At 66.0% G+C, this 21,761-nt stretch carries 17 protein-coding genes and 1 pseudogene; 11 read left to right on the top strand and 7 right to left on the bottom strand.

From position 1 onward, the window contains the following. On the bottom strand, positions 1-1,296 hold a 1,296-nt coding region (locus XI09_RS02030; RefSeq protein WP_271565467.1), incomplete at its 3' end, for an NAD(P)/FAD-dependent oxidoreductase. Positions 1,297-1,490: 194 nt separating this feature from the next. Here XI09_RS02030 and XI09_RS02025 point away from each other — a divergent pair. Together XI09_RS02025 and XI09_RS02020 are read left to right on the top strand one after the other, a co-directional pair. Next, on the top strand, positions 1,491-2,027 hold the full coding sequence (locus XI09_RS02025) for a SixA phosphatase family protein (RefSeq protein WP_271565466.1): 537 nt from the start codon (positions 1,491-1,493) through the stop codon (positions 2,025-2,027). A 71-nt stretch (positions 2,028-2,098) separates the two neighbouring features. Continuing rightward, positions 2,099-2,524 (top strand): universal stress protein, encoded by a 426-nt coding sequence (locus XI09_RS02020; protein WP_011088599.1) that lies wholly within the window; start codon positions 2,099-2,101, stop codon positions 2,522-2,524. A 1,095-nt stretch (positions 2,525-3,619) separates the two neighbouring features. Here XI09_RS02020 and XI09_RS02015 read toward each other — a convergent pair. After that, entirely contained in the window at positions 3,620-3,856 is a 237-nt protein-coding gene (locus XI09_RS02015) for a DUF1127 domain-containing protein (RefSeq protein WP_271565465.1), read from the bottom strand. A gap of 185 nt (positions 3,857-4,041) precedes the next feature. On the opposite strand from XI09_RS02015, the gene XI09_RS02010 reads away from it, so the two are divergent. Further along, a complete protein-coding gene (locus XI09_RS02010; protein WP_271565464.1) occupies positions 4,042-5,385 on the top strand; it encodes an aminotransferase-like domain-containing protein in 1,344 nt (447 codons plus the stop codon). Positions 5,386-5,457: 72 nt separating this feature from the next. Here the strand turns inward: XI09_RS02010 and XI09_RS02005 are convergent, their stop codons facing one another. Beyond that, positions 5,458-6,057, bottom strand: coding sequence for a YdcF family protein (locus tag XI09_RS02005; protein WP_271565463.1), 600 nt, complete (start codon positions 6,055-6,057; stop codon positions 5,458-5,460). Positions 6,058-6,119: 62 nt separating this feature from the next. Then, positions 6,120-6,707, bottom strand: a complete 588-nt coding sequence (locus tag XI09_RS02000; RefSeq protein WP_271565462.1) for a hypothetical protein — start codon at positions 6,705-6,707, stop codon at positions 6,120-6,122. 79 nt (positions 6,708-6,786) lie between these two features. Between XI09_RS02000 and XI09_RS01995 the strand changes: the two genes are divergently transcribed. Next, entirely contained in the window at positions 6,787-7,221 is a 435-nt protein-coding gene (locus tag XI09_RS01995; protein ID WP_271565461.1) for a hypothetical protein, read from the top strand. Between the two features lie 5 nt (positions 7,222-7,226). On the opposite strand, the gene XI09_RS01990 is transcribed toward XI09_RS01995, so the two are convergent. The 3 genes and pseudogenes from XI09_RS01990 to XI09_RS01980 all read right to left on the bottom strand — a co-directional run bounded on the left by XI09_RS01990 (position 7,227) and on the right by XI09_RS01980 (position 11,458). Next, complete coding sequence (locus XI09_RS01990) at positions 7,227-9,626, bottom strand: bifunctional diguanylate cyclase/phosphodiesterase (protein WP_271565460.1); 2,400 nt, start codon at positions 9,624-9,626, stop codon at positions 7,227-7,229. A gap of 113 nt (positions 9,627-9,739) precedes the next feature. Next, positions 9,740-10,570, bottom strand: a pseudogene (locus tag XI09_RS01985) (MFS transporter); the annotation flags it as partial. Between the two features lie 381 nt (positions 10,571-10,951). Further along, on the bottom strand, positions 10,952-11,458 hold the full coding sequence (locus tag XI09_RS01980) for a YciE/YciF ferroxidase family protein (protein ID WP_271565459.1): 507 nt from the start codon (positions 11,456-11,458) through the stop codon (positions 10,952-10,954). A gap of 427 nt (positions 11,459-11,885) precedes the next feature. Between XI09_RS01980 and XI09_RS01975 the strand changes: the two genes are divergently transcribed. The 7 genes from XI09_RS01975 to XI09_RS01945 all read left to right on the top strand — a co-directional run bounded on the left by XI09_RS01975 (position 11,886) and on the right by XI09_RS01945 (position 21,717). After that, positions 11,886-12,968: a lysylphosphatidylglycerol synthase transmembrane domain-containing protein gene (locus XI09_RS01975; RefSeq protein WP_271565458.1), complete on the top strand. Its 1,083-nt coding sequence runs from the start codon at positions 11,886-11,888 to the stop codon at positions 12,966-12,968. 101 nt (positions 12,969-13,069) lie between these two features. Next, complete coding sequence (locus XI09_RS01970) at positions 13,070-15,022, top strand: hypothetical protein (RefSeq protein ID WP_271565457.1); 1,953 nt, start codon at positions 13,070-13,072, stop codon at positions 15,020-15,022. 405 nt (positions 15,023-15,427) lie between these two features. Next, complete coding sequence (locus XI09_RS01965; RefSeq protein ID WP_271565456.1) at positions 15,428-16,780, top strand: MFS transporter; 1,353 nt, start codon at positions 15,428-15,430, stop codon at positions 16,778-16,780. A 123-nt stretch (positions 16,781-16,903) separates the two neighbouring features. Next, a complete protein-coding gene (locus XI09_RS01960; protein WP_092193342.1) occupies positions 16,904-17,809 on the top strand; it encodes a LysR substrate-binding domain-containing protein in 906 nt (301 codons plus the stop codon). Between the two features lie 123 nt (positions 17,810-17,932). Beyond that, complete coding sequence (kdgD, locus tag XI09_RS01955; RefSeq protein WP_027548051.1) at positions 17,933-18,877, top strand: 5-dehydro-4-deoxyglucarate dehydratase; 945 nt, start codon at positions 17,933-17,935, stop codon at positions 18,875-18,877. Between the two features lie 29 nt (positions 18,878-18,906). Next, complete coding sequence (gudD, locus tag XI09_RS01950; RefSeq protein WP_271565455.1) at positions 18,907-20,250, top strand: glucarate dehydratase; 1,344 nt, start codon at positions 18,907-18,909, stop codon at positions 20,248-20,250. A gap of 18 nt (positions 20,251-20,268) precedes the next feature. Beyond that, on the top strand, positions 20,269-21,717 hold the full coding sequence (locus XI09_RS01945) for an aldehyde dehydrogenase family protein (protein WP_271565454.1): 1,449 nt from the start codon (positions 20,269-20,271) through the stop codon (positions 21,715-21,717). The last annotated feature ends 44 nt before the right edge of the window (positions 21,718-21,761 follow it).

Raw genomic sequence — 21,761 nt, 5'->3', positions numbered from 1 at the left:
GACCCGCGCCCGCTCGCGGTAGCGGGCGAGCGCGCCTGCGGCGGCGGAGCTCGTCCTGCCCCAGATCCCGACCAGTTGACCCGCGACCCGTCCGGTCGCGCCGCCCGCCCAGACCAGCTCGAACGGCGAAAACAGCCGCCAGCGCTCGTCGCCCCACAGGATGCTGCGCGCGATCATCTGCCCGGCCATGGCCGAGGTGTTCATGCCCTGGCGGCCGAACCCGCTCGCCACCCACAGGCCTTTGCGCAACTGGCCGATCTGCGGCATGCCGTGCACGGTCTGGCCGGTGGCGCCACCGAACATCTCGGTGATCTCGACATTGCCGAATTGGGGGAAGATCGACTGGATCCGCCGCCTGACGGCGCCCGCAAAGCGCTGCGGCCGCGCGGCCCAGGTGGTCTCCGGGCTCTCCCACATCAGCCGGTCGCCGTCGACGATACGAAAATGATCGACGCCGTCGGAATCCATCACCGATCCGTTGAAGGCGATGATCTCGTGCACGCGCTCGCCGAGCGGCGCGGTGATGCCGGCATAGCGCCAGACCGGCAGCAGCGTCTCCGACAGGCGCCTCAACGGCGCGCCGAGATGGATGTTGCCTGCGAGCACGATATGCGTGGCGCGCAGCCGCGCCGAGGGCGTGACGATCCGCTTGCGGATGCCGGAATGGTCGATGCTGACCACCGGCGTATCCTCGAAGATGCGGGCGCCGGCCCGCCGCGCCAGCGCCGCAAGGCCGTGCACATATTTGCGGCCGTCGACCTGGAATGCCCTGGGATAGTAGACGCCGTGGAAGTAACGATCGGTCTTGAGCACCTCGCGGACGCGATCGGCCTGCCAGCCCTCGACCTCGGTGTCGAAATCCTCGTGCAGCATCTGCAACCGGCTGATCAACCGGTCGCCGGCATCGACGTTGGAGACCTCGAGCACGCCGTCGCTCGGGGCGATCCCCGGCATGTTCTCTTCGGTGGCATTGGCGCGGACGAACTCGGCGCCCTCCTTCGACAGCGTCCACAATTCGCGCGCGTCCTCGAAGCCGATGCGCTCGATCAGCTCGGCGAGCGGCAGCGCAAAGCCCGGCATCACGGTGCCGAGCTGGTTGCCGGAGGCGTTCCAGCCGATATGGCGGCCCTCGAGCACCGCGACGCTGGCCCCGAGCCGGGCCGCCTCCAGCGCGATGGAGAGCCCGGCAAGCCCTGCCCCGATCACGCAGATGTCGGCGTCGAGATCGAACGACAGCCGCGTACGCTCGCGAAAGCCGGCTTCTTCCTGGGGCACGCTTGTGAAAGTCTCGCTCATATCGTTTTCTTAGAGCATGATCCGGAAAAGTGTGCAGCGGTTTTCCGAAAAGATCATGCTCAAGCAATAATCTAAAGCGCGATGACGATTCGTCCTAACCCCATCGCGCTTTAGTAGACCGATCGGGCGCTTGTCACCTTGTCCGCAACCGGTGCCTGTAGATTATTCTGGACGTGCAACGATTCGAGAGTGCCATGCGCCGTTTGATGCTGCTGCGTCACGCCAAGACCGAGACCGACGCGCCGAGCGGCCGTGACCGGGATCGCCGGCTCGACGACCGCGGCCACAAGGATGCCGCCGAGATCGGCGACTGGATCGCCTCCCATCCCCCCTTCCCCGATACCGTGCTGGTGTCGCATGCCGTCCGGGCACGGCAGACCTGGGACATCGCCTGGAAGACGATGAAGGGCCGCGTCGCCGCGCCTGAGGTCGAGGTCCTGCCGGAACTCTACGGCGCCGATCCCGCGCAGATCCTGGAATCCATTCGCACTGCAACCGACCCGGGCGACCCGAAGCGGCTGCTGCTGGTCGGGCACAATCCCGGCATGCACGAGGCCGCCCTGATGCTGATGGGCGGCGGCGATCCGGCCGGCGCCAAGGCGCTCGCCCACAATCTGCCCACCGCGGGGCTTGCGATCTTCGACTTTGACGTCAAGGATTGGGGGGACGTGGCCTACCGCCGCGGCAAGCTGGTGCTGTTCGTCAGCCCCAAGCTGCTTCGATCGGGATGAGACGCGCGGGCGCCGTCTCGACCGGTTGATGCAGCCTGATCACGAGCTGACTGGAAGATTTGGAGGCGCAGATGTTCAAGTCCATCCTCGTGCCCATCGACCTCGCCGACACCGATCTGGCAAAGCCGGCGATCGCAACCGCGGCAACGCTGTCGCAGACCTGGAGCGGCACGGTGCGCCTGCTCAACGTGCTGCCGATGACGCCGGTGATGCTGGCAGAATACGTGCCGGCCGACTTCGACGAACAGCAGCGCCAGACCTCGGAGGAAGCGCTCGCCATCGTCGCGCGCGAATCCGGCATCGAGGCTTCCCACATCTCCAGCGTGGTCCGCCAGGGCGGCATCTACCACGAGATCCTGGAGGAAGCCGTGCACATGAAGGCCGATCTGATCGTGATGACCTCGCACCGGCCGGCGATGCGCACCTATTTCCTCGGCTCCAATGCCGGTCACGTCGTGCGCTACGCGAAGTGCTCGGTGCTGGTGGTCAGGCACTGAGGGCTGCTCCGTCATTGCGAGCGCAGCGAAGCGGCTCGATCTTGTAGGGTGGGTTAGCCGAAGGCGTAACCCACCACTGTCTCTCTCCGCGGAAAGCAGAAGAGGTGGATTACGCCTTCGGCTAATCCACCCTACGCATCTACAAGCCCTTGCGTTGCCCGACGGGCAAGACACGCAAGATGCCGGTCAACGCGCGGCGGCGAAAATATTCCACTTTACCGAAATTCGGAATTGGCGGATAGTGCCCGCACTCCGGCCCAAGGAAGAGGGGCGTATCGCGATCGTCACGAACGCGGGCCGGGCGGCGGTGGACGTGGGTCACATCGGCGCGAAAGGCATCGCAGGGCGGGCAACCGTGAGCGAAAGCATCGCGCGCACGACCGGTGTGATCGGCGTACGGCCAAATCGTGTCGTCCTGGCGCCCGGGGTCTGTGCGCCAAGTCTTGCGGTGATGGGTGCGGCCCGACCGGACCGCGCGCATCAGCCATCCGCAAGGCGACGGGGGCAATAGTGCATCGCTCCCCGGGGAGAGCGCGACATAAGCCGTTCCAACCATCGCGCAGGGAAGGCCGGGATGCTCCGGTTGCCCTGTTACCCGCTGTGCATCGTAGCGCAATCCGCGTTTGGCATGGCGGCCAATGGGAGCCAACCGGCTCCCGGCCTTCCCTGCGCCCTCTTTCATCTGAGGGCAGGCGACGAAGCAAAGCTCGGGCGAAACCAGCCGCGAGGATGCGAGGGTGTGTCTGCGATGAGAATGCGAGTTGAAAGAGCGACGCTGGCACCCACGCTCCGTCATTGCGAGCGCAGCGAAGCAATCCAGAATCTTTCCGCGGAGGGACTCTGGATTGCTTCGCCGCGCTCGCAATGACGATGTGGAAACAGCTGCATGCCAAAAACCGGACTCTCGTGCCCCGGACGCAGCGCAGCGCTACTTCAGCGGTGCGCTGCAGAGCCGGGGCCCATGCTGCAGCGATCGGTGTGGCCTGCTGGGTCCCGGCTCTGCACAGCAGCGTAAGAACGCTGCCGCGCGTCCGGGACACGAGAGTGGCGAATACTGTCACCACGCCCGGACCTGCCAGGCGTCGTGACAGAGTCTTACAGATACCGCGACAGCTCGGCTTTGAACTGGCCGTAGACCGCGTCCTCGATCTGGCTGCGGTTGATCCCGATGTCGCGCAGGGCGCGGTCGTCGAGTTCGTTCAGCGTCTTGACGGCGGAGCGGCGCTCCAGGCGGTCGAACAGCGCATGGGTGGCGCTGACGAGCGTGCGGAAAAATCCGCTCGACGAGGATGGGCGTAAATTCCGCCCGGCAGTTTGCGAGATCGTGGTCATTTTTCTTCTCCGGCCTTCTGTCCACGCGGCGAAACGGACGCCGTTGGCGCAGACGCTGGAAGCGCCTGCACCTCATTTGCCATCGGATTGCTCTCGCTCTCCTCGGCTCAATCGCGGACCTTGATGGAACTTAAATGCTCCAGTACATTACTCGGAGCAAGGAAAACATTGCTCTCGGTGCAATAATGTCCAAGTTCGAGTACGTGAAGCTTGCCGATGCCATTGCCTCGGATATCTCTAATGGCACGTTAAGGCCCGGCGACCGGCTGCCGCCGCAGCGCAATTTTGCCTATGACCGCGGCATTGCGGTCTCGACCGCGAGCCGGGTTTATACGGAGTTGCTCCGCCGCGGCCTCGTGGTCGGCGAGGTCGGCCGCGGCACCTTCATCTCCGGCGACATCAGGCGTGAGGTCGAGGCGCTGAGCGAGCCGCGCGACGCGCGGATCGACTTCGAGGTCAATTATCCGCTGCTGCCGCAGCAATGGGCGATGATCGCCAAGAGTCTTGCGGGGCTCGAGCGCGTCGACGCGCTCGAATCCGCGCTGCGCGTCTCGACCAGCACCGGCACCAAGAGCGCGCGCAACGCAGCCGCCGCCTATCTCGCGCGCAAGGATTTTGCGCCGCAGGCCGAGCAGATCGTCTTCACCGCCAACGGCAAGCAATCGCTCGCGGCAGCCCTCGCCGCGCTCGTCCCCACCGGCGGCCGCTGCGGCGTCGAGGCGCTGACCTATCCTTACGTCAAGAGCATCGCGGCGCGGCTCGGCGTGACGCTGGTCCCGATTCCGATGGACGAGCACGGCGCACGGCCCGACGCGATCCAGAAGGCGCATCGCGAAGCGCATCTGTCGGCACTTTATCTCCAGCCCATCATCCAGAACCCGCTCGGCGTCACCATGAACGCGACGCGGCGCGCCGACATCATGCGCGTCGCCGAGAAGCTCGATCTCACCATCATCGAGGACGCCGTCTACGGCTTCCTCGCCGACGACACGCCGCTGGCGGCGCTCGGGCCGGACCGCTGCATCGTGATCGACAGCCTGTCCAAGAAGGTCGCGCCGGGCCTCGCGCTCGGCATCCTCGTCGCGCCGCCGCGTCTGCGCGAGAGCGTGATGGGCGCGGTCCGCACCGGCGGCTGGATCGCCTCCGGCCATGCGCTCGCATCCGGGCAGCGGCTGATGGCCGACGGCACCGTCGCCGAACTGACGCGCCTGAAGCGCATCGACGCCGCGCGCCGCCAGCAGACCGCGGCAAGGCTGCTGGCCGGCTACCAGCTCGCCGCCGACCCGCGCTCCTATCATCTCTGGCTCACGCTGCCGTCACACTGGCGCTCGCAGACCTTCGTTGCCGCAGCCGCCCGGCGCGGCATCGCGCTGACGCCGTCCTCGACTTTTGCAATCGCGCATGGTCACGCGCCGAATGCGGTGCGGCTCGCGCTCGCCCCGCCTACGTTCGAGCAGCTCGATTCAGGCCTGCGCACGCTCGTCTCGCTGCTCGGCACCAAGGAAGAGGATTTTGACTCGACGGAGTAGCCAGGGCGTTTTTCGAGCGAAGTGGATACCGGTTCGTGTCAAGAAAACGCGTCGAAACCAGAATCCTGCCCGTCAGCCCTCCGGCCATTCCGCGATAAAGCCCCTCGCCTTGTACGGCTCGATCTTGTCCCATTCGTGCAGGACACGACGACGAAATTCGACATCGGTGTGCCAGAGCGCGCGCGGCGTCGCAAAGCCATCGACGGTGAGCAGCATCTTCTCGACCTCGGGCCAGTGCCGGTGCAGCGTCATCGGGTAGCGACGCGCGGTCCAGGTGTTGCCGAGGCAGATCACGCTGCTGATATTTTGCAGCCCAAGCGCCGCATCGATGACCGGCAGCGAGAAGATCACGTTCTCGCCGGTGTTCATCGCGCCATGTTCCTCGAGGATCCGGTCCGCCGGAATGCCCGCCGCGGCCATCGCCGCCTTGATGATGGTGCACTCGGATTGCTCCGAGCCCGGCGTCACGCCGCCGCTGACAATCGACCAGCGGAACAAGCCCTCGCGCCACAGCCTTGCGGCGGTGTCGGCGCGGAGTGCGACGTCCTCGCGGGTGCCGAACATGAACAGGAGGTCGGCCGGCCGGAGGGGCGTGTCGATCAGATGCGTGCGGTTGATCCTGGCGATCTCGTCCGCCGCAGGCAGGCGCGTGCTGCGATCCAGGGCTGGCATGGCGGCACGATGCGACACCGGCGCCGGGGCGCGAAGTCACGTTTGATTGCGGCCGATTGCAGCTAAGGCATCAAGGATCTCGGCACGCGATCGAAGCTGTAGCTCTGCGGCTGGTTGCGCCGCACGAAGCCGCCGACCTGCCAGGCGAACAGCGCGGCAAAGCCGAGGATGAACAGCGCGCCGGCGAACGCGCCGATCATGAGCGCGCGGACCAGGAGCCCGGTCATCGCCACCGTCAGCACCGCCATGAACGCCAGCACCGCGGCATAGGTGTTGCGGCCGAGGCCTGCCGTCAGCACCGCGCGGCTGCCTGCTTTCGCCATCCGCGCATGGAGCTCGATGATGAAATCGCGAAAGCCATTGTCCTGCGGCGCCATCAGCGCCGCAGTCTGCCAGCTCGTCGACAGGATCGCGATGCGGCCGCCACCGCTGCGGCTGACATCGGCGCGAAAGCGGTGCTGCTGCATCGACACCGGGCGGAACGACAACCTGACAGCGCTGATCTCGTCGTAGCGCCACAGGCCGGAACGGCCGCCGATGTGCCAGGACAGCCCCGCGTCGGTCAGCTCGAAACGATGCGCCGAGCCGATCAGCGACGCCTTGTAGGCGTAGCTCGCACCTGGGGCGCCTCGAGTGTCCGAAACCTGCATCTCGACAATCAACCCCGTCCGAGCAATCCCGTCTGCGACCCGCTTGCGCGGTCGCCCTCGCCCATCCTACAAGCGGGGCATGGCTGAGACGACCTTTTTTCCGCGCCGCCTGATTCTCGGTGCAGCCGTGATCTGCGGCGTGCTGCTCGCGCTCGCGGTGCACATGCTGGGCGCGCGCTACGGGCTCGACCTCGGCGGCCTCTGGCGCTCCGACACGCATGAGTTCATTCCGGCCGGCGCTGCGATCGCCTGGTGGCTCATCGCCACGGTCGGCTTTTCCGGCGGCTATTTCACGGCGACATTGATGCAGAGCGCCGCTGACGGCCAGATCCCGCAACGTATGCGGCAATTCCTGATCGCGGTCGGCGTGCTCCTGCTGGCGGGCGCCGGCCAGGTGGCCTCGGCCCCGAGCCCGGTCCCGACGGTCTCGGGCGTGCTCGCCGGCCTCGCCGCACTGTGCCTTGGCGCCGTGATGGCATTCTGCGGCGCGCATTTCGCGCTGCGACGCGGCTGACCTTTCTACGCCGACGCGCGCAGCCGCGGGCGCTCCAGCATCAATGCCACGTCCGAGGCAGGCCGCGGCTTGCTGAACAGGTAGCCCTGCGCCTGGGTACAGCCCTCGCGCCTGAGCAGCTCGAGCTGCGCGTCGTTCTCGACGCCTTCCGCGGTGGTCACGATGCCGAGGCTTCGGCCGAGCCCGGTCACGGCGCGGATGATCGCCATGGAATCCTCGCGCGTCGCGAGCTCCGACACGAAGGAGCGGTCGATCTTGATCTTGTCGAACGGGAAGCTGCGCAGATAGCTCAGCGACGAATAGCCCGTGCCGAAATCGTCGAGCGAGATGCGCACGCCCATGGCGCGCAACTCGTGCAGGGTCGTCAGCGTCGCCTCGCTATTCTGGAGCAGCACGGATTCGGTGATCTCGAGCTCGAGCCGGCGCGCCGCCAGTCCCGAGGCGGTCAGCGCCGCGGTCACGGATGCGATCAGGTTCGGGTTCTTGAACTGCACCGGCGACAGGTTGACGGCGACGTCGATATCGTCCGGCCAGGTCGCCGCGTCGGTGCAGGCGGAGCGCAGCACGAATTCGCCGAGCTGGACGATGAGTCCGGTCTCCTCGGCCAGCGGAATGAAGTTGATGGGAGCGATCAGGCCGCGCTGCGGATGGTTCCAGCGCAGCAACGCCTCGAAGGCGACGACGCGACCACTGGCGACGTCACGGATCGGCTGATAGTACAGCTGGAACTCGTCACGTTGCAGCGCCGCGCGCAAATCCATCTCCAACAGACGCCGCGCCTGTGCGCGCGCATCCATGCCGGTCTCGAAGAAGCGGTAGGTGCCACGGCCATCCGCCTTGGCGCGGTACAGCGCGAGGTCGGCATTCTTCAGAAGCTCGTCCGGATCGCTGCCGTCCTGTGGCGACAGCGAGATGCCGATCGAGACACCGATGACGATCTGATGGTCGTCGATCTCGTAAGGCGCCGAGATCACCTCGACGAGGCGCCCGGCAAGGGACCTCGCCGCAGCTTCCTCCGACCGTCCGATCTGGACCACGGCGAATTCGTCGCCGCCAAGCCGCGCCACCGTGTCGCTTTCGCCGACGGTGGCCTTCAGCCTGCGGCCGACCTCCTTGAGCAGCGCATCGCCGATGGGATGGCCGAGCGAGTCGTTGATATCCTTGAAGTGATCGAGATCGAGGCAGAGCACCGCGAGCTGGTCGCCCGAACCCGCCCGGCGCAGTCCCTGCTCGAGCTGCTCGTGGAACAGCACGCGGTTCGGCAGGCCGGTCAGCGCGTCGTGACGCGCCATGTGCGAGATCTTCGCCTGCGCCGCCAGCCATTCGGTGATGTCCTCGAAGGTCGCGACCCAGCCGCCGCCCTGCATCGGCTGGTTGACGACCCGGATGGAGCGGCCGAACCGGTTGACGATCTGGCTGGTCGTGCGGCCCTCGCGCGCGTCGGCCACGAGGCGCGCGAAGAATTCATCCGCGTCGCCTTGCCACTGGCCCTTGGCCTGCTCTTCCCGCAGCACGTCGACCAGCAGGCGGCCGGCGAGCGCGATATCGGTGCGACGAAGCATCGCCGCGTAGCGCTCGTTGAACAGCATGATCTTGCCGTCCGCGTCGAACATGCACAGCCCCTGCGACATGTTCTCGAGCGCGGTATCGAGCACGACCTGCTGGCGTCCCAGCTCGCCCTTGGCGCGGCGGTCGAGCACAGCCGCTGCAAGCGCGATCGCGATGATCGCAGCGGCAGCGCTGGCGGTGAGGACGGACAATGAGGCCGGCGGAATCGACAGGCCGCTGATGACGATCGCAGGATCCGGCGTCAGCTCCACGGCGCCCATGGCGGTGAAATGATGCGAGACGATGGCAACGGTCAGCAGCACCGTCGCGCCGAGCGCATTCGCCAGGCTGTCGCGCCGCCCCGCGACGACCAGCGCAAGCGATCCAAAGACGATGCCGAGAACGATCGAGACCGCCACGGTGGCGGTCTCCCAGCCGATGCGCGCCGGAATCTCGAGCGCCATCATGCCGGTGTAATGCATGGCGGCAACGCCGCCACCCACGACGGCGCCACCGAGCGCGACCGGGATCGCCCGCGTCGCCGACACCGAGATGCTCAGCCCGACGAAGGTGACGGCAATCGCGAAGATCAGCGACAGGACGGTCACGGGGATGTTGTAGGCGCCGCCGGCGCCGGGCCCGTAAGCCTGCATCGCGTTGAAATGGGTTGCCCAGATGCCGCAGCCGGCGACGATGGCGTCGAGCGCGATCCACGATACACGAGCACCCCCGCTCGCCGCCCGCGCGCGGTAGAACAGGCTGATCGCCGCCGCGCTCGCGAGCAGGCACACCGCGCCGCCGAGCGCGACCAGACGCCAATCATGCTGGTCCGTAAGACAGTAGAGAACTTGATACATTGCCGGCCCCTATCGGACCTGCACTAGAACCGGCAGAGGTGGACAGACGGTAACCGGCTATGTCCTCGTTCCGGGCATGGTGAACGGAAGATGTGCGCCTTTGCTCACATTGTTCATCCTCGCCAAGGCGCGCCGATTCCGATCACGGCGGCAACGAGCAGCAGGACAGTGGTCGATACGACCAGCGATGCGTGCAGGCCGGCCATGAACGCACCTTCCGAGGCCACCAGCGAGCCGAACAGCGCAACGCCGAGCACGCTGCCGGTCTACCGCGTCGCGTTCAGGACGCCCGCCGCAATGCCGGAGCGCGCCTTCTCCACGCTGCCCAGCAGGGTCGAGGTCAGCGGCGGCACCAGCAGCCCAAGTCCGCAGCTGATCGCGATCATCTGCGCGCAGATCATCCAATAGCTCGCATCGGCCTCGATCCACAGCAGGCCGAGACAGCCGAGCGCCGAGATGCAGGCGCCGACGACGATGGTCGGACACGAACCGATGCGCTCGGCGAGGCGCGGCGCCAGCAGATTGACCGGGAGCACCGCGGCCATCATCGGCACGAAGGCTATTCCGGTCCACCACGCCGACAGCCCGTTGATCCTCTGGAAGTACAGGCTGAGCACGAAGATCAGGCCGTAGATCGCGATGTTCACGAGCAGGCCGACGAGCGCAGTCAAGGTAAACAGCCGGTGACCGAACAGGGGCAAGGGCAGCATCGGCTGCGCCGCTCGGCTCTCCCGCCAGACGAACAGCACGGCCAAGACGAGGGCTGAAGCGAAGGCCGCGAGCACGGCCGGATGATCCCAGCCAAGCGCGCCGCCCTCGATGATCGCGCCGGCGAGCGCCCCCAGCGCGCCGATTGCCGCAAGCTGGCCGGGCAGATCGATCTCACGCGAGGGCGCGCGCGTGGTCTCCGTCGCATGACGCCAACTCAGCCAAAGGCCCATGAGGATAACCGAGGCTCATCGCGGCCAGCGTCAGCGAGGTTGCAGGACGCGACGAGGCGTGCGGCGCGCTGGCTCCGTCGTCGAAGGCTTCGTATTTGACGGTGCTTGCTCGCATGCTGCCACCTCCGATGCAGCCCCATGCGAAACATAGGCCGCCGATCCGCCGTCATGTTTCGACAATGGACGAAGGATGGATGTGGAGCGATACACTGACTCCACATTCGGTGTCATCGCCCGCGCAGGCGGGCGATCCAGTACTCCGCGGCGGAAATTGTGCAAACGAAGTCCCGCCGCGGAGTACTGGATGCCCCGCCTTCGCGGGGCATGACAGCAGATGACGCGAGAAACAGCGCGCCGCGCGGCGCTTTCCTGGCTACAACAGCGCTAGCTTGCCGCGCGCAAATTCACCTTGCTCTCGGCAAGCGTCGTGAGCTTCTTGTCGGTCGCCTTCTCTTCCTCGAGCGTCTTGGCGAGCACGGCGGCACAATCGCTCCGGCCGAGCTGCTTGGCCCAGGCGATCAGGCTGCCGTAGCGCACGATCTCGTAATGCTCGGCGGCCTGCGCCGCATTGATCAGCGCCGCGTCGAGCACCGCCTTGTCGGCGACTTCGCCGGCGGTCTCGTCGGCCTCCTCGATGATGCCGTCAATCGCCGGGCAGTCGACCGCCTTCACCTGCGCGCCGTGCATCTTGAACACTTCCTCGAGCCGCTTGACGTGCTGCTTGGTTTCCTCGAGGTGCGTCAAAAAGCCCTGTTTCAGCTGCGGGTCGGTGGCCCTGTCTGCCATTTTCGGCAGCGCCTTGGTGAGCTGCTGCTCGGCATAGTAGATGTCCTGGAGCTGGTGCACGAACAGGTCGTTCATGGTTTTGATGTCTTTTGTGAACAGTCCCATCGTTCCGATCCTCTTGGGTTTCGGGAACACGGAGGCGCCGGCTTGCACGAATAGCCGCATATTTCCGCCATGTTCGATTGCTGATGGGGCGCTAACGGGCACGCGGCATCGACGTTCCTAAAAAGCCGGCATCGCTTGCGCTGGAACAATGCAGCGGACGGCACGATATGAAACCATGCCAACAAACAAACGCGCGGGCCGGCCCGGCTGACGACTCATATGCTTAACGCGCGTCCGATGTGAACCACATATGACAAAAGTCGCCGGTCCGGCACAGAACCTATCCTTGTCAAGGGCTGCACAAGTCATCGTTTTTGCCTTAAATGAGCTGGATCATGCCTAGCGATCGACGCCTGCCTTTGGCAACCATCGCGCCCGACTGGCCAATACCCGGCCTTGTCGGTCTTGCCCCCCGCCGGGAGGATGAATGCACGGACTGCTGCCCGCGTTGAAGCGCGGCTTCAAGCGATGGATTGGCTGGCGACGGCTCGGAATTGCCGCAAGCGTCGTCATCATTGCCTTCGCAATCACCACACTGGTGCGGACCCTCAAGGGTATCGACACCGGCGTCATCCTGACTGCATTGACCGAGATTCCCCGCGGGAACATCGGGCTGGCGGCGATCTGCGTCTTCTTCGCGTTCTGTACGCTGACCTTCTACGACTTTTTTGCACTGCGAACGATCGGCAAGAAGCACGTGCCCTATCGCATTGCAGCGCTCTCCAGCTTCACGTCCTATTCGATCGGCCACAACATCGGCGCCACGGTGTTCACGGGCGGCGCGATCCGTTTCCGGATCTATTCGGATTATGGGCTGAACGCGATCGACGTCGCGAAAATCTGCTTCCTGTCGGGCCTGACCTTCTGGCTCGGTAACATCTTCGTGCTCTCGATCGGCATGGCCATCCATCCGGATGCCGCCTCCTACATGGATCAGCTCCCGTCGCCGATCAACCGGTTGATCGCCCTCGGCGGTCTCGCCTCGATCGGTGCCTATCTGGTCTGGCTCTGCATGGGCGAGAAGCGCCGCGAGCTCGGCCAGAAGGGCTGGAAGGTGGTGCTGCCCTCGGCACCGCTGACGCTGGTGCAGATCCTGATCGGTGTGGTCGATCTCGGCTTCTGCGCCACGGCGATGTACCTCTTGATACCGGCCAGTCCGCCGATCGACTTCCTGTCGCTCGCCGTCGTGTTCATCCTGGCGACGCTGCTCGGCTTTGCCAGCCATGCCCCTGGCTCGATCGGCGTATTCGACGCCGCCATGCTGGTGGCGCTGCCGGAATTCGGCCGCGAGCAGCTTCTGGCGACGCTGCTGGTGTTCCGCCTGCTCTATTTCGTGATCCCGTTCGGCCTCGCCATCTCCATCATGGGCGCGCGCGAGCTCTGGATGAACGTGGTCGAGCCTTGGCAGGAGCGACGGCGGCTGGCGGAGGCCTGCGCCCAGGCCAACCTGCCCAAGCAGGTGGCGGCGATGGAGCGCGAACGGTCGCTGCGACAGGCCAGCAAGCGCTGACGCGCTGGACGGCGGCCCGCAAGATCGTCAGACAAAGGTTGCGGGCGGGGGAGCAATCCTCTCTTATTTCCGCCTCAACTTTGCCGTTGAACACGCGGGCCATGATCCGATCATCTCTTCGCACCTTCTTCGCAGGCGCCCTGCTGCTTGCCGGGATTTTGACCGCTTTGCCGCCCGAGCGCGCAGCCGCGCAGGACGCCGGCGCCATGCAGATCAATTGGGAGGTGCGCAACCGCTTCCGCCTGTTCCGCGAGGAGCGCGACTTCCTGCTTCATGTGGAGAACGCGCGCAACCGCAGCATCCTCGCCGCCGAGCAGTCGCTGGAGCTCCAGAGCGAGGGCCGCGGCTGGGCCCGCAACATGGTCAACCGGCTCTGCATCGACCTCCAGGGCCGGGTCAATCAGCCCTGCACCCGCGACAACACCAAGGAAGACTACATCACCCCGGTCGACCACCCCGTCACCGTGCGCCTCGTCGGCGCGGTGCCGGTCGGCGCCACCTGCGCCTGGTCGTTCGACGACGGCGACGGACCGCGACAATCGACCTTCGACTGCGCCGAACCGGTCAACCTGCGCGTCCGCTACGGCAAGCAGACGGTCGCGAGCGTCGACGTCTCCTCCGGCTCCGATCCGACCCAGCGCGTTCAGACCGAGATCCAGGTCCGCGACATCTTCGTCGCCGGCCTCGGCGACAGCATCGCCTCGGGTGAAGGCAATCCCGACCGGCCGCTGGCGCTGTCGGACGAAGGTTTCTGCTTCCGCTCCTATCTCGGCACCGCCGGCGCGCAGTACTACCGGCCGAGCCGCGCCAGCTATAAAGGCGGACGCGCCTGCGAGGCGCCGGATACGCTCGCCAACTGGCAGCGCTACGGCGCGCTCTGGTTCAACTCCCCCTGCCACCGCTCGCTCTACAGCTACCAGGCCCGCACCGCGCTGGCGCTCGCGGTGCGCTACACCCACGTCGCGGTGACCTTTCTGCCGCTCGCCTGCACCGGCGCCAGCATCGGCGACGGGCTGCTCGGCTCGCAGCGCGCCCGCGAATGCGCGCCCAGCAAGAACGGCAATTGCCAGACCAGCGTGAACGCGCAGGTCGCCGAGCTGCGCGAGGCGCTCACCGCGGCGAAAAAACGCCAGCCGGACCGCACGCTCGACCTCGTGCTGCTCTCGGTCGGTGCCAATGACGTCTACTTCTCCGGTCTCGTGGCCGACGTCATCGTCGACACCGCGACCGAGCGCGCGCTGTTCCGCCGCTCCGGCGTGATGGCGAGCGTCGACGAATCCCGCGATGCGCTCGCGCGCGAGCTGCCGCAGAATTTCGTCAAGCTGCGCGAGGCGCTGAAGCCGCTCGTCGGCGGCGACCTCTCGCATGTGGTCTATGTCTCCTACGCCAATCCGGCGCTCACAGACGGCGGCGTGCCCTGCCGCGGCGGCCGCGCCGGCTTCGACATTCATCCGTCGTTCAACGCCGACCCGCAGCGCCTCGCCCGCGTCTCGACCTTCGTCGACACCGAATTCCTGCCGCAGCTGAAGGGGCTCGCTACCTGCACCCGCGGCGCGCTGTGCCGCGATCCCGAAGCCGACCGCATGATCTTCGTCGATGCGCATCAGGCAGCGTTCGCCGATCACGGCTTCTGCGCCCATTCCGGCACCGATCCCGAATTCGACCGCACCTGCTTTGCCGAGAACGGCCAGAGCTTCAATCCGGACATCGTGACGGCGGCGAGCCAGCCGATGCTGTGCGGCCGCGGCGCCTCGGAGTATCGCGCCTATCTGCCGCGCGCCCGCTGGATCCGCGACGCCAACGACAGCTACTTCGCGGCGATGACCTACCCGCAAGGCCTGCCGGCCGCGAGCCAGCCGACCGACATCCACGACGCCACCTGGGGCGTGCTCTCCGCCGTCTATGGCGGCGCCGTGCATCCAAGCGCCGAAGGCCACGCCGCAATGGCGGATGCGGCGCTTCCCGCGGCGAGCGCCGTGCTCGGCCTCGATGCCGTGCCGCCGAGCGTGACGCGGGGATTTCTGCCGCAGCTATTGCCGAGCGCTCGGCAGTAGCGCACGGCGACATCGTAGCCCGGATGAGCGCAGCGACATCCGGGCCACTCTCCCCGCATATCGCTACGCTCATGCGGGCTACGCACCTTTCGCCACACCGTCATTGCGAGCGCAGCGAAGCAATCCAGAATCTTTCCGCGGATGGACTCTGGATTGCTTCGCTGCGCTCGCAATGACGTACTGAGAGTACGAAGACCCTCTCCCCGAGTCGTCCTGGCTTTCGCCAGGACGACGATTGAGGACATGGCGAGCGCGCTCACCATCCTCACGATCGTTCCCTCCCACCTGCCGTTCCATCAATCCAAAAACGGCATCGATCGATACTCCCTTCAACTTGGACACTTTGCCGCGCGCGCCTCTAGGAGTCGTGGTGAGGAAACATTTCGAGTTCTAAGGAGGCGCGTGATGAGCGCAGTGGTGTCCGCAGCGGACGTGAGGAGGTCTCGCGTCAGGCTGTTCATCGTGACCATGTTGTTCCTGGTCACGACCGTCAATTACGCCGACCGCGCCACGCTCTCGATCGCGGGCCCTGCGCTCTCCAAGGAGCTGCATCTCGATCCCGTCGCGATGGGCTACATCTTCTCGGCCTTCGGCTGGTCCTATGTCATCGCGCAGGTGCCGGGCGGCTGGCTGCTCGACCGCTACGGCTCGCGCCTCGTCTATGCCTTCAGCATCATCGTCTGGTCGCTGTTCACGATGATGCAGGGCTGGGTCGGCTTCTTCAGCGCCGGCACCGCCGTCCTGGTGCTGTTCGCATTGCGCTTCCTCGTCGGCATCGCGGAGGCGCCCTCCTTCCCCGCCAATGCCCGCATCGTCGCGGCGTGGTTTCCCGGCAATGAGCGCGGCACCGCGTCCGCCTTCTTCAACTCGGGACAGTATTTCGCCACCGTAATCTTCGCGCCGCTGATGGGCTGGATCGCACACGCTTACGGCTGGCGCTTCGTGTTCTTCGTGATGGGCGCCCTCGGCATCGTCATGGGCCTCGTCTGGATCAAGACCATCTACGGCCCGAAGGAGCATCCCGGGATCAACGAGGCCGAGTTCGACTACATCAAGGAAGGCGGCGCGCTGGTCGATCTCGACGCGCCCAAAGACGATTTGAAGCAAGAGCGCGTGCCGGACTCAGGCCCGAAATGGGACCACATCCGCCAACTGCTCGCCAACCGCATGATGCTCGGCGTCTATCTCGGCCAGTACTGCATCAACACGCTGACCTATTTCTTCCTGACCTGGTTCCCGGTCTACCTCGTCAAGGAGCGCGGACTGTCGATCCTGCAAGCCGGCTTCGTCGCGACGCTGCCGGCGCTGTGCGGCTTCATCGGCGGCGTGCTCGGCGGCGTCATCTCCGACGCCATCCTGCGCAAGACCGGATCGCTGACCATGGCGCGCAAGATCCCGATCGTCGGCGGCATGCTGCTGTCGATGTCCATCATCGCCTGCAACTATGTCGACGGACAGGCGCTGGTGGTCGGCTTCATGGCGCTCGCCTTCTTCGGCAAGGGCATCGGCGCGCTCGGCTGGGCTGTCGTCTCCGACACCTCGCCGAAGGAAGCCGGCGGCGTCTCCGGCGGCCTGTTCAACACCTTCGGAAACCTCTCCTCGATCACCACTCCGATCGTGATCGGCTACATCCTGGCCGCGACCGGCTCCTTCAACGGCGCGCTGGTGTTCGTAGGCCTCAATGCGCTGGTCGCCGCGTTCGCCTATCTCGTCGTGGTGGGCAAGATCGAGCGGGTGGTGCTCAAACGTTCCTCCTGAGGGCTCCCACGGGAGCTTGACCAGGCAACTCAACGGCGGCCCAAAAAGCCGCCGTCTTTGTTTTGGGGATGATCGATGCTAGAAGTGCCGGGGAAACGCCTTATTCATCTAAGGCATGTATCGATGTTCGACCTCAACCAGCTCCGCTGTTTCGTCACGGTGGCGGAGGAACTGCATTTCGGCCGCGCCGCCGCGCGACTGAACATGACCCAGCCGCCGCTCTCGCGGCAGATCCAGGTGCTCGAGCACATCATCGACGCGCCGCTGCTGGAGCGCACCAGCCGTTCGGTGCGCCTGACCCCGGCCGGCCGCAGCTTCCTGCCGGAGGCGCGGCGCATCCTGAAGCTTGCGGAAAGCGCCTCGCAGGTCGCCCGCCGCATCGCGCTCGGCAAGACCGGCTCGCTCAAGATCGGCTTTACGGCAGCGGCCGCCTACGGCTTCCTCCCCGAGCTCGTCGCGGCCTGCCGCGCCAAGCTGCCCGAAGTCGATTTCTCGCTGAAGGAGATGGTCTCCGGCGACCAGTTCGAGGCGCTCAGCTCCGGCCAGATCGACGCCGGCCTGCTCAGGCCGCCGATCGCGCGCCCCGAAGTGGCCAGCCGCCGCGTCGTCGCCGAGCCCCTGCTTGCCGCGATCCCGAAGAAGCACCCGCTGGCGAGCGCCGACAGCATCACCATCAAGGATTTCGACGATCAGCCCTTCGTGATGTATTCGCCCTATGAGAGCCGCTACTTCCACGATCTCCTGGTGGCGCTGTTCACCCGCGCCGACGTGCTGCCGCGCTATGTCCAGCATCTGAGCCAGATCCACTCGATCCTCGCCATGGTCCGTGCCGGCCTTGGCCTTGCCATCGTGCCGGCCGCAGCGGCGAGCCTGAAGATCTCCGACGTGCGGCTGCGCCCCCTGAAGCTGCGCACGCGCGTTCCCGTCGAGCTGTTCATGGTCTGGCGCCGCGACGACGAGAATCCGCTGCTGTCGGCGCTGGTCAAAATCGCAGGTGAGTTGTCCTCGGCGGAGATCATGGAAGATTGATGCTGATTTCGCATCAGTCGATATAGGCTTTGGCTTGGACGCGCATCGAACGGTCTCCTAAACCACGGCGCATGGACGCGCAGGCTTGCGTCCTCCACAACACGCAATTAGGGAGCCGCGCCCATGAGCAAGATGACCCCGCAGGAAATGGCCCAGAAGATCGGATCGGGCCTCCTGTCCTTCCCCGTCACGCCGTTCAAGGCGGATTACTCCTTCGACGAGGCGACCTACCGCGCCAACATGGACTGGCTGTGCGGCTATGATGTCGCAGGCCTCTTCGCCGCCGGCGGCACCGGCGAGTTCTTCTCGCTGACGCCGACCGAGGTTCCGCAAATCGTCAAGATCGCCGTCGAGGAGACCAAGGGCCGCGTGCCCGTGCTCGCCGGCACCGGCTATGGCACCGCGATCGCCCGCGAGATCGCTGTTGGCGCCGAGAAGGCCGGCGCCGACGGCCTGTTGCTGCTGCCGCCCTATCTCACCCATTCCGAGCAGGACGGCCTTGCCGCCCATGTCGAGGCGGTCTGCGCCGCCGTGAAGATCGGCGTCATCGTCTATAATCGCGACAATGCCATCCTCCAGCCCGACACGCTGGCCCGCCTCGCCGAGCGCTGCCCGAACCTCGTCGGCTACAAGGACGGCATCGGTGACATCGAGCTGATGACCCGCGTCTACACCAAGCTCGGCGACCGTCTCACCTATATCGGCGGCCTGCCGACCGCGGAAACCTTCGCGCTGCCCTATCTCGACATGGGCGTGACGACCTATTCCTCGGCCGTGTTCAACTTCGTGCCGGAATTCGCGACCAATTTCTACGCCGCCGTGCGCAAGCGCGATCACGCGACGATCCATGCCGGGCTGAAGGATTTCATCCTGCCGCTGATCGCGATCCGCAACCGCAAGAAGGGCTATGCGGTCTCGATCATCAAGGCCGGCATGAAGGTGATCGGCCGCGACTCCGGCCCGGTCCGCCCGCCGCTGACCGATCTCACCGAGCAGGAGATTGCGGAGCTCACCGCGCTGGTCAAGAACCTGCCCGCCATCCGATCGTCACAACAGGCTGCAGAATAACGACCGAACACAACAAGGAGGAGCGTGCGATGGCCCAGACGGAAATCTCTGGCGCACCGGTCGTCACGGCGATGCAGGTGATCCCGGTCGCGGGCCGCGACAGCATGCTCCTCAATCTGAGCGGCGCGCATGCGCCGTTCTTCACTCGCAACATCGTCATCCTCACCGACAATGCCGGCCACACCGGCGTCGGCGAGGTGCCGGGCGGGCAGAAGATCTGGCAGACGCTCCAGGACGCGCGCGATCTCGTCATCGGCAAGACCGTCGGCGCGATGAACAACATCCTCGCCGACGTCCGCGCGGCCTTCGCCGATCGCGACGCCGGCGGCCGCGGCAAGCAGACCTTCGACCTCCGCGTCATGATCCATGCGGTCACGGCGATCGAGTCTGCGCTGCTCGACCTGCTCGGCCAGCATCTCAACCTGCCGGTCGCCGCGCTGCTCGGCGAAGGCCAGCAGCGCAAGAGCGTCGAGACGCTCGGCTATCTCTTCTTCGTCGGCGATCGCCGCAAGTCCAGGCTCGACTATGTCAGCGGCGAGACCGGCAAGGCGGAATGGTTCAACCTCCGCCATCAGGAAGCGATGACGCCGCAGACCGTGGTGCGGCTCGCGGAGGCCACCCACGATCATTACGGCTTCGCCGACTTCAAGCTCAAGGGCGGTGTGCTCCGCGGCGAGCAGGAGATCGAGGCCGTCACCGCGATCGCCAGGCGCTTCCCCAACGCGCGTGTCACGCTGGACCCGAACGGCGCCTGGTCGCTCGACGAGGCTGTCAGCCTCTGCAAGGACATGCACGGCATCCTCGCCTATGCCGAGGACCCCTGCGGCGCCGAGGCCGGCTTCTCCGGCCGCGAGATCATGGCCGAGTTCCGCCGCGCCACGGGCCTGCCCACGGCGACCAACATGATCGCCACCGACTGGCGCCAGCTCTCCCACGCGCTGCGCCTGGGGGCGGTGGACATTCCGCTGGCCGATCCCCATTTCTGGACCATGCAAGGCTCGGTGCGCGTGGCCCAGACCTGCCGGGACATCGGCCTGACCTGGGGCTCGCACTCCAACAACCATTTCGACATTTCGCTCGCCATGTTCACCCATGTCGGCGCCGCGGCCCCGGGCAAGGTCACCGCGATCGACACCCACTGGATCTGGCAGGACGGCCAGGCGCTGACCAGGGAGCCGCTCCAGATCAAGGGCGGCAAGATCGCGGTCCCCGACAGGCCGGGCCTGGGTATCGAAATCGACAGGGCGGCCATCGACGCCGCGCATGACCTCTACAAGCAGCATGGACTCGGCGCCCGCGATGACGCTATTGCCATGCAGGACCTGATCCCTGGCTGGACGTTTGACGACAAGCGCCCGTGCCTCGTTCGCTAAGAAACTCTGGAGGAATATATGACAGCGATCCTGAAGAACTTCATCGGCGGCGAATGGGTCGACGGCTCCGGCGTCACGAAGAATATCAACCCCTCCAATACCAACGACCTCGTCGGCGAATACGCCAAGGCCGACAAGGCGCAGACCGAGAAGGCGATCGCAGCCGCCAAGGCCGCCTTCCCCGCCTGGGCGCAGTCGACGCCGCAGGTGCGCTACGACGCGCTGAACAAGATTTCTCTCGAGATCCTCTCGCGCAAGGAAGAGCTGGGCCGTCTGCTCGCCCGCGAGGAAGGCAAGACGCTGCCCGAAGGCATCGGCGAGGTCGCCCGCGCCGGCCAGATCTTTGCGTTCTTCGCCGGCGAAGCGCTGCGCCTAATCGGCGAGAAAGGTGCCTCGGTTCGTCCCGGCCTCGACGTCGAGCTCACCCGTGAGCCGATCGGCGTCGTCGGCATGATCACGCCCTGGAATTTCCCGATCGCGATCCCGGCCTGGAAGATCGCGCCCGCGCTCTGCTACGGCAACACTGTCGTGTTCAAGCCCGCCGAGCTGGTGCCGGGCTCCGCGCATGCGCTGTCCGAGATCATCACCCGCTCCGGCATTCCGGCCGGTGTCTTCAACCTCGTCGTCGGCTCCGGCTCCGTGGTCGGCCAGACCCTGCTCGATCATCCCGACGTCGCCGCGATCTCCTTCACCGGCTCGGTGCAGACCGGCCGCAAGATCGCGCAGGCCTGCGTGCTGTCGAATCCGATGAAGAAGTTCCAGCTCGAGATGGGCGGCAAGAATCCGCTGGTCGTGCTCGACGACGCGGACCTCAAGACCGCCGTCGAAGTCGCCGTCAACGGCTCCTACTTCTCGACCGGCCAGCGCTGCACCGCCTCCTCGCGCCTGATCGTCACCGAAGGCATCCACGACCGCTTCGTCGCCGCGATGGCCGAGCGCCTGAAGGGCCTGTCGGTGGACGACGCGCTCAAGGCCGGCGTGCATATCGGCCCCGTCGTCGACCAGAGCCAGCTCGACCAGGACCTGCGCTACATCAAGATCGGCCAGGACGAGGGCGCAAAGCTCGCCTTCGGCGGCGAGCTGCTCAAGCGCGAGACGCCCGGCCACTACCTCCAGCCGGCGCTGTTCACCGAAGCCAACAATAACATGCGCATCGCGCGTGAAGAAATCTTCGGCCCGGTCGCCGCCGTCATCCGCGCCAAGAACTACGAGGAGGCGCTCGCGATCTCGAACGACACCGAGTTCGGCCTCGCCTCCGGCATCTGCACCACCAGCCTGAAATACGCCTCGCACTACAAGCGCAACAGCGAGTCCGGCATGGTGATGGTCAACCTGCCGACCGCCGGCGTCGACTATCACGTGCCGTTCGGCGGCCGGAAGGGCTCGAGCTACGGCGCCCGCGAGCAGGGCTCCTATGCCCGCGAGTTCTACACGACGGTGAAGACCGCCTATACCTACCCGGGTTGATGGGCTGATATCGTAGACATCGTAGGGTGGGTTAGCGCAGCGTA

The organism is Bradyrhizobium sp. CCBAU 11386 (assembly GCF_028128955.1).
In the GTDB taxonomy this organism is placed as follows: domain Bacteria; phylum Pseudomonadota; class Alphaproteobacteria; order Rhizobiales; family Xanthobacteraceae; genus Bradyrhizobium.
This window is presented reverse-complemented; position numbering and strand designations above follow the sequence as displayed.

Coding starts and splice junctions, on each gene's coding strand:
- XI09_RS02025 (WP_271565466.1), top strand. CDS start 1,491: ATGCGCCGTTTGATGCTGCTGCGTCACGCCAAGACCGAGACCGACGCG.
- XI09_RS02020 (WP_011088599.1), top strand. CDS start 2,099: ATGTTCAAGTCCATCCTCGTGCCCATCGACCTCGCCGACACCGATCTG.
- XI09_RS02015 (WP_271565465.1), bottom strand. CDS start 3,856: ATGACCACGATCTCGCAAACTGCCGGGCGGAATTTACGCCCATCCTCG.
- XI09_RS02010 (WP_271565464.1), top strand. CDS start 4,042: ATGTCCAAGTTCGAGTACGTGAAGCTTGCCGATGCCATTGCCTCGGAT.
- XI09_RS02005 (WP_271565463.1), bottom strand. CDS start 6,057: ATGCCAGCCCTGGATCGCAGCACGCGCCTGCCTGCGGCGGACGAGATC.
- XI09_RS02000 (WP_271565462.1), bottom strand. CDS start 6,707: ATGCAGGTTTCGGACACTCGAGGCGCCCCAGGTGCGAGCTACGCCTAC.
- XI09_RS01995 (WP_271565461.1), top strand. CDS start 6,787: ATGGCTGAGACGACCTTTTTTCCGCGCCGCCTGATTCTCGGTGCAGCC.
- XI09_RS01990 (WP_271565460.1), bottom strand. CDS start 9,626: ATGTATCAAGTTCTCTACTGTCTTACGGACCAGCATGATTGGCGTCTG.
- XI09_RS01980 (WP_271565459.1), bottom strand. CDS start 11,458: ATGGGACTGTTCACAAAAGACATCAAAACCATGAACGACCTGTTCGTG.
- XI09_RS01975 (WP_271565458.1), top strand. CDS start 11,886: ATGCACGGACTGCTGCCCGCGTTGAAGCGCGGCTTCAAGCGATGGATT.
- XI09_RS01970 (WP_271565457.1), top strand. CDS start 13,070: ATGATCCGATCATCTCTTCGCACCTTCTTCGCAGGCGCCCTGCTGCTT.
- XI09_RS01965 (WP_271565456.1), top strand. CDS start 15,428: ATGAGCGCAGTGGTGTCCGCAGCGGACGTGAGGAGGTCTCGCGTCAGG.
- XI09_RS01960 (WP_092193342.1), top strand. CDS start 16,904: ATGTTCGACCTCAACCAGCTCCGCTGTTTCGTCACGGTGGCGGAGGAA.
- kdgD (WP_027548051.1), top strand. CDS start 17,933: ATGAGCAAGATGACCCCGCAGGAAATGGCCCAGAAGATCGGATCGGGC.
- gudD (WP_271565455.1), top strand. CDS start 18,907: ATGGCCCAGACGGAAATCTCTGGCGCACCGGTCGTCACGGCGATGCAG.
- XI09_RS01945 (WP_271565454.1), top strand. CDS start 20,269: ATGACAGCGATCCTGAAGAACTTCATCGGCGGCGAATGGGTCGACGGC.